This is a genomic window from Tsukamurella sp. USMM236 (assembly GCF_037148755.1).
In the GTDB taxonomy this organism is placed as follows: domain Bacteria; phylum Actinomycetota; class Actinomycetes; order Mycobacteriales; family Mycobacteriaceae; genus Tsukamurella.
Window position 1 is genome coordinate 96706 of the sequence record NZ_JBBCSS010000006.1, and the last position, 13884, is coordinate 110589.

At 71.0% G+C, this 13884-nt stretch carries 9 protein-coding genes and 1 tRNA gene; 3 read left to right on the plus strand and 7 right to left on the minus strand.

The window, feature by feature from the left end:
• Nucleotides 1-23 precede the first annotated feature (23 nt).
• The 3 genes from WFK95_RS19245 to WFK95_RS19255 are packed head-to-tail and all read right to left on the minus strand — an operon-like array spanning nt 24 to nt 8265.
• Nucleotides 24-953: a hypothetical protein gene (locus WFK95_RS19245; RefSeq protein WP_336671628.1), complete on the minus strand. Its 930-nt coding sequence runs from the start codon at nt 951-953 to the stop codon at nt 24-26.
• Nucleotides 953-2734, minus strand: a complete 1782-nt coding sequence (locus WFK95_RS19250; RefSeq protein ID WP_336671629.1) for a sulfite reductase subunit alpha — start codon at nt 2732-2734, stop codon at nt 953-955. The genes WFK95_RS19245 and WFK95_RS19250 overlap by 1 nt, the downstream gene beginning before the upstream one ends.
• Complete coding sequence (locus tag WFK95_RS19255) at nt 2731-8265, minus strand: glutamate synthase-related protein (protein WP_336671630.1); 5535 nt, start codon at nt 8263-8265, stop codon at nt 2731-2733. Before WFK95_RS19255 ends, WFK95_RS19250 begins: the two co-directional genes overlap by 4 nt.
• Nucleotides 8266-8396: 131 nt before the next feature.
• Between WFK95_RS19255 and WFK95_RS19260 the strand changes: the two genes are divergently transcribed.
• Complete coding sequence (locus tag WFK95_RS19260) at nt 8397-8921, plus strand: GNAT family N-acetyltransferase (RefSeq protein ID WP_336671631.1); 525 nt, start codon at nt 8397-8399, stop codon at nt 8919-8921.
• 56 nt (nt 8922-8977) lie between these two features.
• Here WFK95_RS19260 and WFK95_RS19265 read toward each other — a convergent pair.
• Nucleotides 8978-9053 (minus strand) — tRNA-His (locus WFK95_RS19265).
• A gap of 101 nt (nt 9054-9154) precedes the next feature.
• Complete coding sequence (gene orn / locus WFK95_RS19270) at nt 9155-9751, minus strand: oligoribonuclease (protein ID WP_224645405.1); 597 nt, start codon at nt 9749-9751, stop codon at nt 9155-9157.
• A 66-nt stretch (nt 9752-9817) separates the two neighbouring features.
• Here orn and WFK95_RS19275 point away from each other — a divergent pair, with 66 nt between their 5' ends.
• Both WFK95_RS19275 and WFK95_RS19280 read left to right on the plus strand, forming a co-directional pair.
• On the plus strand, nt 9818-10825 hold the full coding sequence (locus tag WFK95_RS19275) for a pyridoxamine 5'-phosphate oxidase family protein (RefSeq protein WP_336671632.1): 1008 nt from the start codon (nt 9818-9820) through the stop codon (nt 10823-10825).
• Between the two features lie 27 nt (nt 10826-10852).
• Entirely contained in the window at nt 10853-12400 is a 1548-nt protein-coding gene (locus WFK95_RS19280; protein ID WP_336671633.1) for a helicase HerA-like domain-containing protein, read from the plus strand.
• An 82-nt stretch (nt 12401-12482) separates the two neighbouring features.
• Here the strand turns inward: WFK95_RS19280 and WFK95_RS19285 are convergent, their stop codons facing one another.
• The gene (locus WFK95_RS19285) at nt 12483-12995 is read right to left on the minus strand and encodes a hypothetical protein (RefSeq protein ID WP_336671634.1); all 513 of its coding nucleotides are present in this window, start codon (nt 12993-12995) and stop codon (nt 12483-12485) included.
• The gene (gene cmrA, locus WFK95_RS19290) at nt 12995-13801 is read right to left on the minus strand and encodes a mycolate reductase (protein ID WP_336671635.1); all 807 of its coding nucleotides are present in this window, start codon (nt 13799-13801) and stop codon (nt 12995-12997) included. Before cmrA ends, WFK95_RS19285 begins: the two co-directional genes overlap by 1 nt.
• Nucleotides 13802-13884 lie beyond the last annotated feature (83 nt).

Consider the following 13884-nt stretch of genomic DNA (forward strand, 5'->3'; position numbering starts at 1 on the left):
CCGGTGAAGAAGGCGAGCCTAAGCTATGTGGCTTCGCGCAGGGACGCCGCGGCCGCATCCCACTCGAGCCGGGCGGTCCGGTCCGCGCCGGCGAACTGGGTCAGGAGCGCGCAACACGCCCCGCTCGCGTCGTAGAGCTCGATCGCCGCGGCGTGCTCGTCGCCGGCGGTGCGCACCACGGCGCAGTTGTCCACGCGGGCGAGATCGATGTCGACGGCCGCGTCGTGGAAGCCGGTGAGCAGTCGCGGTCCCTCGGGGAGGACCGCCTCGATCCGTCCGCTGCAGGCTTGTGCGATGCCGCTCGCGAACACGGCGATTCCGACGGGGATGCCGGTCTCGCAGAGGAATTCGAGGACCTGCGCGATACGGGACGGTGGGATCTGACAGTACCGCTGATCGCCGAGCGCACACAGTCCACGCACGCGCCGCGCGCCCTCGTCCGCGAGGATCGCATCGACGGGATCAGCATGTGGGGCAGGTGCCGCCCGCTCGGGCCCGACGTCGCCGCTCGACGGGAACAGGATCTCGCGGTGCGGATCCGCGGGGGAGAGGTGGCCGAGCGCGCGGACCACCATCCGATCCGGCTCGGCCGTCACGAACGTGCGATGGAGGGCTCCACCGCGACGGTCCACTAGTCCGACCATGCTGGCGTCGGCCGGACCTCCGGGAGCGTCGTCGTCCGTGATCGCGCCGACTACCCGGTCGGGTGCGATCCGGAGCGCGATCCGCCCCGGGGGCACCGCGAACGGATCACCGGGCAGGGTCGGCGGAGAGTACCGGCCCTCGTGGGCCAGCGTGGCGACCATCGAGTCCGTCACCGCCACCGCATGATCGAGCAGGGGCAGCGCCCCGGCCACGTCGATCGCGGTCGCGTCCTCGACGCTCGTGCACCCCCGGGCCCGCTGCAGCGGGCAGCGCCCGCGACCGCAGCCGGGGCAGGACGCGGGCCGCATCAGTAGACGTCCCGCACGTAGCGCTTCTCCCGCTTGAGGGTCGCGACGTACTCGTCGGCGTCGTCCGCGCCGCGGCCGCGCTGCCCGGCGATCACCTCGCGCAGCGCCCGGTCCACGTCCTTGGCCATGCGCGAGGCGTCGCCGCACACGTAGAAGTGTCCGCCGTCCTCCAGCCACCCGTAGAGTTCCCGCGCCGCCTCGAGCATGCGGGTCTGCACGTAGATCTTCTCCGCCTGGTCCCGGGAGAAGGCCAGGTCGAGGCGGTGCAGCACGCCCTGCTCGGTGAATCCGGCCAGCTCGTCGGCGTAGATGTAGTCGCTCGCCCGGTGCTGGTCGCCGAACAACAGCCAGTTCCGGCCCGCCGCGGACGATGCCGCGCGTTCGTGCAGGAACGCCCGGAACGGGGCGATGCCCGTGCCGGGGCCGACCATGATCATCGGCCGGTCGGGGTCCGCGGGCACCCGGAAGGCGGCGTTGGGCTGCAACGAGATCCCGACCTCGTCCGTCTCGGAACAGCGGTCGGCGAGGAAGGTCGAGCACACCCCCTGGTGTTCGCGTCCCGCCTCCGCGCCGTGCCGCACCGCCGCCACCGTCAGGTGGATGCGGTCGGGGCTGGCCAGCGGGCTCGACGAGATCGAGTACGCCCGCGGCTGCAGGGGCCGCAGCAGGTCCGGGAGCTCCGTGGGATCGATGCGCGCGCCCTCGCACGCGTGCAGGAGGTCGAGGACGTCGCGCCCCCAGAGCCACGCGTCCAGCGTCTCACGCTCGCCGCGCGCCAGGACCGCGGCCAGCTCGGACTCGGGTGCGCGCTCGGCGAGCGTCTTGAGCAGGTCCTTCGACGGCGTGGAGATCTCCCAGTCGGTGGTCAGCCGCGCCGCGAGCGGGGCACCGTCGATGTCGGTGTCCGGGGTGGCGCCGAGTGCCCCGAGGACGGCGTCGACGAGGGCGGGCGCGTTGCGGGGCATCACGTTCAGGGCGTCGCCGGCCGCGTACTCGATCCTGCTGTCGGCGAGGTCGAACTCGACGTGCCGGATCTCCTTGGCGCTTCCGCTTCCGGAGAGCAGTCGGTTCTCCACGAGCCTGGAGGGGAACGGGTTCTTCTTGTTCCACCGTGATTTCGGCTTCGACGGTGTCGCGGGCGCGGCCGCGACGGGTACTGCGGCGGCGTCGGCGGGATCCAGGTGATCGGCGACCGCCCGCAGCCGGGAGACCACCTCGGCGAGCCACGCCGACGCGGGCTCCTCGAAGTCGACGTCGCAGTCCACCCGCGATGCGAGGCGCGCGGCGCCGAGCTGTTCCAGCCGGGTGTCGATGATCTGCCCGGCCCGGCAGAAGCCCTCGTAGCCGCTGTCGCCCAGCGCCAGTACCGAGAACTGGAGGTGCTCCAGGCGCGGGGCGGTGTCGGCGGACAGCCCCTCCCAGAAGAGCTCCGCGTTGTCGGGCATCTCGCCCTCGCCGTAGGTGGACGTGACCACCAGTAGATGCGAGGCGGCCGCCAGCCGGTCGGGGTCGGCGTCGTCGAGTGCGGCGAGGTCGGCCCCGAGGCCGTTCTCCCGCAGCAGCCCGACCAGCCGCTCCGCGAGCTCCTCGCTGTTGCCGGTCTGCGTCCCGTAGAGCACGGTCGCATGGAGCGTGGCGGTGGTCGCGGTGACCGTCTGCTCGGCCTGCACCGCGGCCAGGCCCGCCAGGAATCCCGACAGCCACGCCCGCTGGTCACCGGTGAAGACGTCGATGAGGGCGGACGAATCCGCCTCGGGGAGGACATAGGTGGGGGCGCTCATGCCAGCGTCTCCTTCGCGAATCGCACCAGGTCCGGCATCGCACCCTCGACCAGCATGGCGTTGACGGCGGCGCCGTCGAGGGCCGCGGCGTTGCGGGCGCGGTGGTACAGGATCCAGCCGTAGGTGCCGGGGGCGTCCATGCTCAACACGTTCCGCTCCTCGAGCGAGGTGGTGTAATCGCCGAGGCGTTTCGTCGCGATGAGCGCCGCGAGCTCCGCGTCCTCGAAGGTGTCGAGCCGGGCGCGCAGGTACTTCGTGATCCGTTGCCGGACCGCGAAATCCTCGGTGAGCACCAGGTTCCGGGCGCGGGCGGACACCCGCGGGTCGTCGTGCCCCGTCGCGCCCGGCACGCGTTCGGCGGCCACCTCCTGTGCGAGCGACAGGACCGTGAACGACGAGAGCAGGGAGAAGGCGTGCCGGGAACGGGTGTCGCCGAACTTCGGCGCCGTGCCGCCGCCGACGGGTGTACCCGCGCGCAGCGAGCGCTTGAACTCGCGCAGGCGGTCCGCGGCGACGGAGCCCGCCAGCTCATCGAGCAGTTCCTTGCGGCCGTGTGCGGCCCAGATGTGGTCGGCGTCCTGGTAGTGCATCAGCGCGAGGGGAGTGCCGACGACGATGTTGTCGCGGGTGCCCGCCCAGTCCGCGAGGAGGCGTGCGGCGAGCGGCGATCCGGTCGCCTCCGCGTGCCAGGCGAGCATGGTCCGCACCGCGACCTCGTGGAAGGGCGGGGTGTGCGGGCCGACGAGGGTCTCGACGTGCAGCGACGAGCTCGCCGCGCCGGCGGCCCGGCCCTCGGGATCGTATTGGTAGACGAAGCCGCCGCTCATGCCGTTGCCCAGGCCCTTGCCGAAGCCGCCGAGGTTGAGTACGGCGCCGCCGGTCATGTACTCGCAGCAGTACTCGCCGACCCCCTCGACGACGGCGGTGGCGCCCGAGTTCCGCACGGCGAAGCGGTCGCCCGCCTCGCCCTGCACGAAAGTGCGGCCGCCCGTCGCGCCGAAGAGCGCGAAATTGCCGATCAGGACGTTGGCCCCGGCGTCGGCGCCGCCGCCACCGGGGGAGCGGACCACGACGCGGCCGCCGCACTGGCTCTTCGCGACGCCGTCGTTGGCGGTTCCGGTGTGCTGCAGGTCCATCCCGTCCGTGCAGAAGACGCCGAAGGACTGCCCCGCGCTGCCGTGCGAGCGGACGACGACGGCACCGTCGGCGAGGAAGCGGCGGCCGCGCTCGTCGGTGAGCACCGCGGGGTGACAGTCGGGCACCGGCACGCCGGTGAAGGCCCCGCGCTGGTCGGCCGCGGGGTGGTTGAGCAGGCGTTCCAGGTCGACGGCGAGCTGGCCGCCCACCGACTTGTTCGGGTTCGCGAGTGCCACGTCGTCGACGGTGATCGACTCCGCGCCACCGTCGAGCAGGCGGTTCCGGACCTCCGCGAGGAGGCGGTCGTCCACCGCGTAGTCCTTCTCGAGGTACACGGGATCGATGACGGTCCGCGGCGCGGGCGCGTGCAGCATCGCACGCACGTCGAGGTGGCCGACCGCCGCGGGATGTTCCAGCAGCTGTAGGAGATCGGTGCGCCCGCGCGCCTCGCGCAGCGACCGCAGTCCGAGTCGGGCGAGAAGCGTGCGGACGTCGTGCGCGATGTTGAGCAGGTACTGCGCGAGCGCCCGCGGGTCCCCGTCGAAGACCTCGGGATTCGTGGTGAGTCCGGCCGGGCACTTGAGGTTGCAGTTCTTGGCCATGACGCACTTGAGCATCATCAGGGCGGTCGTCCCGAACTCGAACGAGTCGCCGCCGAGGAGCGCGGAGACCACGACGTCGCCGCCGGTCTGGTGCGCGCCGGAGCACCGGAGGGTCACCTTGTCGCGCAGGCCGTTCGCGACCAGCGCCTGGTGCACCTCGGCCACGCCGATCTCCGCGGAGCGTCCGGCGTACTTGAGGCTGGTCACCGCCGCCGCACCGGTCCCGCCGGTGTTGCCGGCCACGTTGATCACGTCGGCGCCGGCCTTCGCGACGCCGACGGCGATCGTGCCGATGCCCTCAGAGGAGACGAGTTTGACGATCACCCGCACGCGGGCCGCTTTGCAGTCGTGGATGAGCTGCGCCAGGTCCTCGATCGAGTAGGTGTCGTGATGCGGTGGGGGAGAGATCAGCTCGATGCCCGGGGTGCCGCCGCGGGCCGCCGCGATGTCGACGGTGACCTTCGGCCCCGGCAGCTGCCCGCCCTCTCCGGGCTTGGCGCCCTGGCCGATCTTGATCTCGAGCTCCTCGAGCATCGGGTCCGCGAGGTATCCGGACCAGATGCCGAATCGGCCGGAGGCGAACTGCTTGATCCGCGAACCGCGGATGGTGCCGTAGCGGGTGCGGTGCTCGCCGCCCTCGCCGCAGTTCGACATGCCGCCGACCATGTTGGTGCCGTGCGCGACCGCCTCGTGGGCGGTGGCGACGAGGGCGCCGTGGCTCATCGCGCCGGAGGCCAGCGTGCGGGTGATCTCGTGCGCGGGCTGCACCTCGTCGAGCCGCAGGGAGCGGGGCGCGGTGCACAGCAGCGTCAGATAGGTGTGCGCCCGTCCGGTGGCGGCGATCACGGCGCCGGCATCGGGGCTCGTCTCGACCTCGACCTCGTCCGCGAACAGCTCGCGGAGGAACTGCGCGAACCCGGCGTAGGCGGTGTCCGCCTGGTGCTCCGGGGTGTCGGTCAAACGCACGACGAACCGGCCGTCCGGCGCGGTGTCGACGGTCAGGCCACGGGTCGGCAGGCTCGCGTTGCCCTCCAGGGAGAACCGGGCCAGCTGGCGATGGAACTCCTGGGCCGTCGTGAGCATCGTGACGTCCGCGGGCAATGCGAGCACGTCGCGCAGCGCGGAGGGGCGGCGCTCGCGCTCGACCAGGGTGGCGGCGAGGAATTCGCGGTAGCCGTCGGTGATCTCGAAGCCGTCGATCTGGCGCGGCAGCAGCGCTTTGAAGCCACTGTTGCGGTACGCGGCGTCGTCGAGCCCGAAGGCGTCGTCGAGGCGCGAGAGCGTGAGTAGCCGCAGCGACGTGGAGCCGATGCCGTCGGGACCGGTGAGGGCCAGGGGCTCCTCGGCCATCCGGGTGAAGCCGCGGACGGCGTTGATGCCGTACGAGTGCCCGGCACCGTCGGAGCGCTCCTTGAACAGGCCGAGCAGCGGCACGTCGCGCTCCTCCGCCACGGAGGCCGCCCGTTCGTGCCAGTCGGAGTTCGCCTCCGCGATCCGCGCGAAGCCGACCCCGCCGACGGGGGCGTCCAGGTGCGGGAAGTAGCGGGACAGCACCGGATCCCGCGTGTCCAGGTAATTGGGCTCGAAGAACTGGCCGCCGATGTACGACTCCGCCGTGCACAGGCCCACCCGGCCCATCGTCTTGGCGAGCGACTTCTCCGCCGCCTTGCGGAACCGGTCGAAGGCGCGGTCCGTATCGGTGAGCTCACCGGCGGGCGCCGCGTCGGCGGGGAACCGCTCCTCCGCCCGCAGCCGCGCCGAGAGGGAGTACACCGCGGACGCGCCGAATCCCAGCGCCGAGGCGATGTGATGCGAGGACGGCAACTGGCCGCTCTCGGCGAGGAGCGAGAGCCGCAGGCGCAGGCCGGTCTCGGTGAGCCGGACGTCCACGGCGGCGAGAGCGAGCAGGAGGGGGAGGGGCGCCTGCGCAGTGGAGACGCCGCGGTCGGTGAGGACGGCGATGCCGCCGCCGTCGCGGGCGAAGGCCTCGACGTCGTCGCACAGCCGCTCGACGGCCGCGAGCACCGCGCCGGCGTTCGCTTCCGCATCGTCGACCTCGGGGCGGTACAGCAGGTCGAAGTGCTGGACCGGGGTCACCTGCTGGTCGCGTAGTTTCACCATCTCGAGGTGGCTGAGAATCGGCGAGTCGATCACGATCTGCGGGGCGCGGTGGCCGTGTTCCGCGTTGCCCAGCGCCACTCGCATGCTCATCGCGTCGGCCTCGCGGATCGAGTCCAGCGGCGGGTTCGTCACCTGCGCGAAGCGCTGGGAGAAGTACTTCGCCATGCCGCCCTCGTGGTCCGACAGGGCGTTGATCGCGTTGCCGTAGCCCATCGCCGAGATCCGCTCCGCGCCGTCGGCCAGCATCGGGTCGAGCAGGAACCGGAAGCTCTCCTGGTTGAGCGAGTAGGCGACGTACCGGCCGTGCAGGCTGAGATCGCCGGGGTAGCCGAGGGTCCCGGCGTCGCGCTGGATGGGCGGTGGCGCGATATCGGCGAGGTTCACGCGCGCGGCGCCGAGGAGTTCGGCGTAGTCGCGGCGCGCGGCCAGCAGGTCGAGTGCCTCGCGCGTACGGCGGACCCGACCGTCGCCGGCCCGGTGATCCACGTAGAGCATGCCGCCGGCCTCGATGCGGCCGCGGTGGACCACCGAGTCCGCGGGGAACGGGACCTGCCCGGCCTCCGAGGCGACGACGACGTACTCCGCCGTTTCGACGGTGCGCAGCGGACGCAGGCCGAGCCGGTCCAGGCGCGCGCCGACCACGTCACCGTCGGAGAAGATGAGCGCGGCCGGGCCGTCGTTCTTCTCCTCGCCGAGGGAGAAGTACTCGAGCATGTCCCGGACCGGTTGCGGCACCGTGCCGTCGTTCTCCCACGCCGGCGGCATGAGCGAGACGACCGCCTCGACCAGGCCCAGCCCGTCGTCGAAGACCCGGCTCTGCAGCGACTGATCGAGCCGGCTCGAATCCGACTGGCCGGGCGGACGGACGATGGTGCGCGCTTTGGCGCGGGCGACGGCATCGTCGGCCAGGCGGTTCTTGCGGTCCGTGTTGAGCTCACCGTTGTGCGCCATCAGTCGGAACGGCTGAGCCATCGAGGGATGCGGCTCGGTGTTCGTGGAGAACCGCGTGTGGAAGTACAAGGTGCACACCGAGTGCCGCGGGTCCGCGAGGTCGGTGAAGTAGCGGATCACCTCGTCGGCGTTGAGTCGCCCCTTGAGCGTCTGGGTGCGGGTGCTCAGCGACAGCGGGTACAGCCCGGCGAGATCCGGGGTGCCGTAAGCGATCTGCTCGATCGCGAGGAGGGCCGCGTTCGCGGCGCGGTCCACGTCGATCCGCGGGACGCCCGACGGTGCCGTGAACACCCACTGCGTGACGGGGAGCTGATAGCGGAGTGCCGCCGCGCGGATCGCGGAGGGGTCGACGGGGACGTCGCGCTCGGTGATCACCTCGAAGCCATGGTCCGCGAGCGTCGCGCGGACGAGTTCCCGCGCGGCCGGTCCCCGCTCCGGGTCGGAGGGCAGGAACAGGTTGGCGACGCCGAACCGGCCGCGCTGCAGCTCGCGGCCGGTGATCGCGCGGAAGAACTCCACGGACAGGTCGACGTTGACCCCGGCCCCGTCGCCCACGCCCTCCGCGGACATGCCGCCGCGGTGGGGGATGGCGCACAGCGCGTGCTCGCCGTAGGCGATCACGTCGTGATGCTGGGTGCCGTCCTTGCGGGTGATGAAGCCGACGCCGCAGGCGCTCGACTCCCGGGTGGGGTCGTACAGACCGGTGCGTGGTTCGTTCAACGGATCACTCTCACTCGGGGCGCGGTACCTGAAGTCAGAATGGTAAGGCTAACCTTATGATTGTGCCATGTGGGGTCGGTCACTCCGGAATCTCGATTGCCGCGGAGCAGCGCGCGCCGCAGACTGCGGGGATGGACCCCGTCGAGCTGCTCACCGATCGCCTCACGCTCCGTCGCCCCTTGGTCGCCGATGTACCGGCGATCGCGGCGGCGTGCGCGGATCCGTGGGTCCAGCGGTACGTGCCCGTCCCGTCGCCGTACACGGAGGCTGATGCGTGCGAGTTCGTGGCGACGGCGGTTCGGGAATGGGAGGCGGACGAGTCGTACGCCTTCGCCGTGCATGTGGGCGACGCTCTCGCCGGCATGGCGCAGCTCACCCGCAAGGGGGCCGGGTTCGTCGAGCTGGGGTACTGGGCGGCACCCGGGCAGCGTCGCCGCGGCTACACCGCGGAAGCGTCACATCGGCTGTGCCAGTGGGGTTTCGACACGCTCGGCATTCATCGCATCGATTGGTGGGCGGTGGTGGGCAACGATGGGTCCCGGTCGGTCGCGGAGTCGATCGGGTTCGTCGTCGAGGGAACGTTGAGGCAGCGGGCGATGCTCCACGGCGAGCCGCAGGACTGGTGGGTCGGCGGGCTGCTCTCGCGGCCGGCCTGACGAACGACGAAGGCCGGCCGACCAGCATTTCTGCTGATCAACCGGCCTTCACCGATTGGGGTGGATGACGGGACTCGAACCCGCGACAGCCAGAATCACAATCTGGTGCTCTACCAACTGAACTACACCCACCAGGTGCCTGGGATCGCCAGGCTCGAAGAACTTTACCCGACGGTTCCGGCGGAATCCAATCGGTATGGCCTCCACCCCGTCGAGCGCGGTGACCAGCAGATTCAGGCCGGGCCGAGCTCCTCGACGGCCGCTGCGATCTGCTCGGTCGACGGCCCGGGAGCCGGCACGAAGGCGGTGCTCCGGTAGTACTTGAGCTCCCGGATCGACTCGCGGATGTCCGCGAGCGCGCGGTGCGCCAGTCCCTTGTCGGGCTGGCCGAAGTAGATCCGCGGGTACCAGCGGCGGGACAGCTCCTTGATCGAGCTGACGTCCACCATCCGGTAGTGCAGGAAGCCGTCCAGCTCCGGCATCTCCTTGGCGATGAACCGACGGTCGGTGGCGATCGAATTGCCCGCGAGCGGCACGGCGCCCGCCTCGATGTGCTCGCGGAGGTAGGCGAGCACGGCCTCCTCGGCTTCGCGCACGGTCACCGTCGACGCCCGGACCTCCTCCGTCAGGCCCGAGCGGGCGTGCATCTCCTGTACCACCGGTGGCATGGCCGCGAGCGCGGCGTCGTCCGCGTGGATCACCAGGTCCACGCCCTCGCCGAGGACGTTCAGGTCGCCGTCGGTCACCAGGGCGGCGATCTCGATGAGTCGGTCGGAGGTCAGGTCGAGGCCGGTCATTTCACAATCGACCCACACGAGTTTGTCGTCCACGCCGATCAGCGTAGTCAACGCCGTCAGGTGCCGGGCTGGAGCGAAGTGCGAGGGTAGCCTGGCCTCATGAATCCAGTCGGATCGGTGCCGGAGCTCGAGAAGGCCGTCGGGAAGCCCGTCGCGGCGATGATGCTCAAGACGATCGACCACCTCGACGAGCACTGCCGGACGATCCTCGCGGTGTCCACAGCGGCCGTCCTCGGCTACGTCGACCACGACGGTGTGCAGCGCACGAGGCTCCTCGGCGGCGCGCCGGGCTTCCTGTCGGAGGCCTCGCCCACAGGCCTGGAGATCGCACTCCCGGACGACGCCGCGCCGGGCGGGGCCTCGCTGTTGATCCTCGTTCCCGGCTGGCGCGAGACGCTGCGCGTGAACGGCACCGTCGGCGCCGGCGGCTTCGCGGTCCTCGAGGCCTACCTGCACTGCGGAAAGGCGGTGATCCGCTCCGGGCTCTGGCAGCCGGCGCCGCCCAGCGCGGCCACCGCGGAGGCCGACGCCGCCACCATCGGACCCGACGCGGCCGCGTTCCTCGCCGCCGCCCCGTTCGCGGTGATCAGCTCCCGCGACGAGGACGGTCGCGCCGACAGCAGCCCCCGCGGCGACCCCGCCGGCGACCTGCGCGTGCTCGGGCCCACCACCGTCGCGATCGCCGACCGCCCCGGCAACAAGCGCACCGACACCCTGCACAACATCGTCAGCAATCCCGAGGTCGCTCTGCTCGCCCTGGTCCCCGGCGACGGCCGGGCGGTGGAGCTGACCGGGACGGCCACCATCAGCACCGATCCCGCACTGCGCGAGCAACTCGCCGAGCGCGGGAAGGCGCCGAAGGCGGTGATCGTCGTCGAGGTCTCCCGCGCGCGCCTCGCCCGGAGCGAGGGGATCGCCGCCGCGGCGCTGTGGGACCTCGGTCGGCATGCGGACACCGCGGAACTGCCGCGCCCGTCCGCCGTCTGGACCGACCACGTCAAACGCAACACGACCGGCGGTGTCGGCGCGCGAGTGCTGCGGGCCGTGGCGAACGAAAGGGTCATGCGGGCCGGAGTCGACCTCGACTACCGCCAGAACCTCTATTGACCCAGGTCTCACGCTAGGGTTTGCACCGTGACTGACAACGCGAACTCCCCGGCGCAGACCATCGCCGCCGGCTACGAATTCTCGGGGCCCGCCCTGGAGCTCGGGACCGTCCTCGTGGACGGCACCGTCGACCCGTCGGCCAAGGTGCGGATCCCGCTGGCCATGATGAACCGCCACGGCCTCGTCGCCGGCGCCACCGGCACCGGCAAGACGAAGACGCTGCAGCTCATCGTCGAGCAGCTGTCCGCCAACGGCGTGCCCGTCGTGCTCGCCGATATCAAGGGCGACCTCGCGGGCCTGTCCAAGCCCGGCGAGGCCAACGACAAGACCGCGTCGCGCGCCACCGACACCGGCGATGACTGGAAGCCCGCCAATGTGCCCACGGAGTTCGTCTCCCTCGGCACCAAGGGCGTCGGCGTCCCGATCCGCGCCACCATCTCCTCGTTCGGCCCGATCCTGCTGTCGAAGGTGCTCGGCCTCAACGCGACGCAGGAGTCGACGCTCGGCCTGATCTTCCACTGGGCCGACCAGAATCAGCTCGAGCTGCTGGATCTCAAGGACCTGCGCTCGGTGATCCAGTACCTCACCTCCGCCGAGGGCAAGGCCGACCTGGAGGGCATCGGCGGCGTCAGCAAGCAGACCGCCGGCGTGATCCTGCGGGCCCTGGTCAACCTCGAGGCCGAGGGCGGCGACACCTTCTTCGGCGAGCCCGAGATCGACATGGGCGACCTGCTGCGCACCGCGGGCGGCCAGGGTGTGGTCACCCTGTTCGAGCTGGGCGACCAGGCCGCGCGGCCCACGCTGTTCTCCACCTTCCTGATGTGGGTCCTCGCCGACCTGTTCCAGTATCTGCCCGAGGCGGGCGACCTGGACAAGCCGAAGCTCGTCTTCATCTTCGACGAGGCGCACCTGCTGTTCGCGGACGCGTCGAAGGCCTTCAAGGACCAGGTCGAGCAGACCGTCAAGCTGATCCGCTCGAAGGGCGTGGGCGTCTTCTTCTGCTCGCAGCTGCCCACCGACATCCCGAATCCGGTGCTCAGCCAGCTCGGCGCGCGCATCCAGCACGCGCTGCGCGCCTTCACGCCGGAGGATCAGGCCGCGCTGAGCAAGACGGTCAAGACCTACCCGACCTCGCCCGCCTACAAGCTCGACGAGGCCCTGACCAGCCTCGGCATCGGCGAGGCGATCGTCACCGTGCTCTCCGACAAGGGCGCCCCGACGCCGGTGGCGTGGACCCGTCTGCGGGCCCCGCGCTCGCTGATGTCCGCGATCGGCGACGATGCGATCCGCTCGGCCGCGCAGGCATCGCCGCTGTGGGGCAAGTACGCGCAGACCGTCGACAACCTCTCGGCCTTCGAGAAGCTGTCGCAGAACGCGCAGCAGGCGCAGCAGGAGAACGCGCCCGCCGAGCAGGCGCCGCCGCCCCCGCCCGCGCCCAAGAAGGAGGAGGAAGAGTCCGGCTGGGTCTCCGACGTGATGAGCAACCCCGCCGTGAAGTCCTTCCTCCGGTCCGCGGCCTCCAGCGCTGGTCGCGAGCTGTCCCGCAGCATCTTCGGCACCAAGCGTCGCCGCTGAGCGAGCACGACGGACGAAAGTCCGGTCATCGGTCCCCACGATCGTGGGATCCGATGACCGGACTTTCTTCATACCGGAGGAGCTACGTCGCCTTCGCCGCCCGACGGAGCATCTCGAATTCGCGGTCGGGGACCAGCTGGGACGGGATCCCGTCGTAGAGAACGCCGCCGCGATACCGGATCACAACGACCGGACCCACGCGGCGCGCTCCGGTGATCGCCGCGTAGTCGATCACGCTCGTCGAGATCGGGCTGATCAGTGAGAGTTCTGCCGGGCCGAAGCCCGTTGCCCACACTGCGCCCGGAGACAGCAGCGCTCTCGTCGCCGACAGGTAGTACCCGAAGTAGACGAGGAAGAGCAGGCCCAGAACGAGGGAGAAGAGGACGACGCTGAACACTCCCAGCCAGCCCATGCGGGTGAAGTCCCACACCGTCACGGCGGCGATGAACGCGTAGAGCCCCCACATCGGCTTGTTCCACATCATCGCCCGAGCGACGGCCCAAGCGACGCGCGACGCGTCGCCCGGCCCGGCGATCCACTGGTGCTGGATCGGCGGGAACGGGCGTTCCCGGAGTGTCGGCCCAGCGGGGTGCATCAGTTGCCCGCGAGCTTCTTGTACATCTCGCCGACGACGGGCGCCATGATGGCGCGCGGGGTGTAGTGGCCCGCCATGGACATGCCCTTCGAGAGCAGGCCCGGCACGACGCGCATCTTGTTCTTCTCCAGCGCGTCCAGGGTCACGCGGGCGGTGTACTCCGTGTTGACCCAGAGGAACTCGGGCACGACCTTCTCGACCGTGGAGCGGTCCTCGGGGTCGGGGAGCTCGGTGCGCACGGGGCCGGGCGCGAGCAGGGTGACGTGCACGCCGGTCTTCTTGAGCTCGCCGCGCAGCGACTCGGAGAAGGTGTTGGCGAAGGCCTTCGAGGCCGCGTAGGTGGCGTTGTTCGGGATCGGCATGTTACCGGCCGCCGAGCCGGTGATCATGATGCCGCCGTTGCCCCGCTTCACCATCTGCGGCAGCACCGCCAGGGTCAGGTCGTGGACGGCGTTGGCGTTGAGCTCGAGCTGCGCGCGCTCGTAGTCGAAGTCCAGGTCGATGACGCGGCCGAAGGTCGCGGTGCCGGCGTTGTTGCACAGGATGGAGATCTCGCGCGAGGCGAGCTCCTCGCAGAGCACGGCGCGCGCGGCATGATCGGAGAGGTCGACGCCGCGGACCTCGGCCTCGACGCCGAACTCGGCGCGCAGCTTCGCGGCCAGCTCCTCCATGGGGCCGGTGCTGCGGGCGACGAGGATGACCGAGTGGCCGCGGCGGGCGAGCTCCGTGGCGAGGGCGACACCGATGCCGGAGGAGCCGCCGGTGACGACGGCGCGGGCGGACTGATGGGGTGCGGGTACTGGCATGGGTCAGATCGTACGGGAGGGCACGCACGGGTCGACATCGCGAAGATCGCACTGTGACCGCTCTGGTCGCGGAGGGCCGTCGG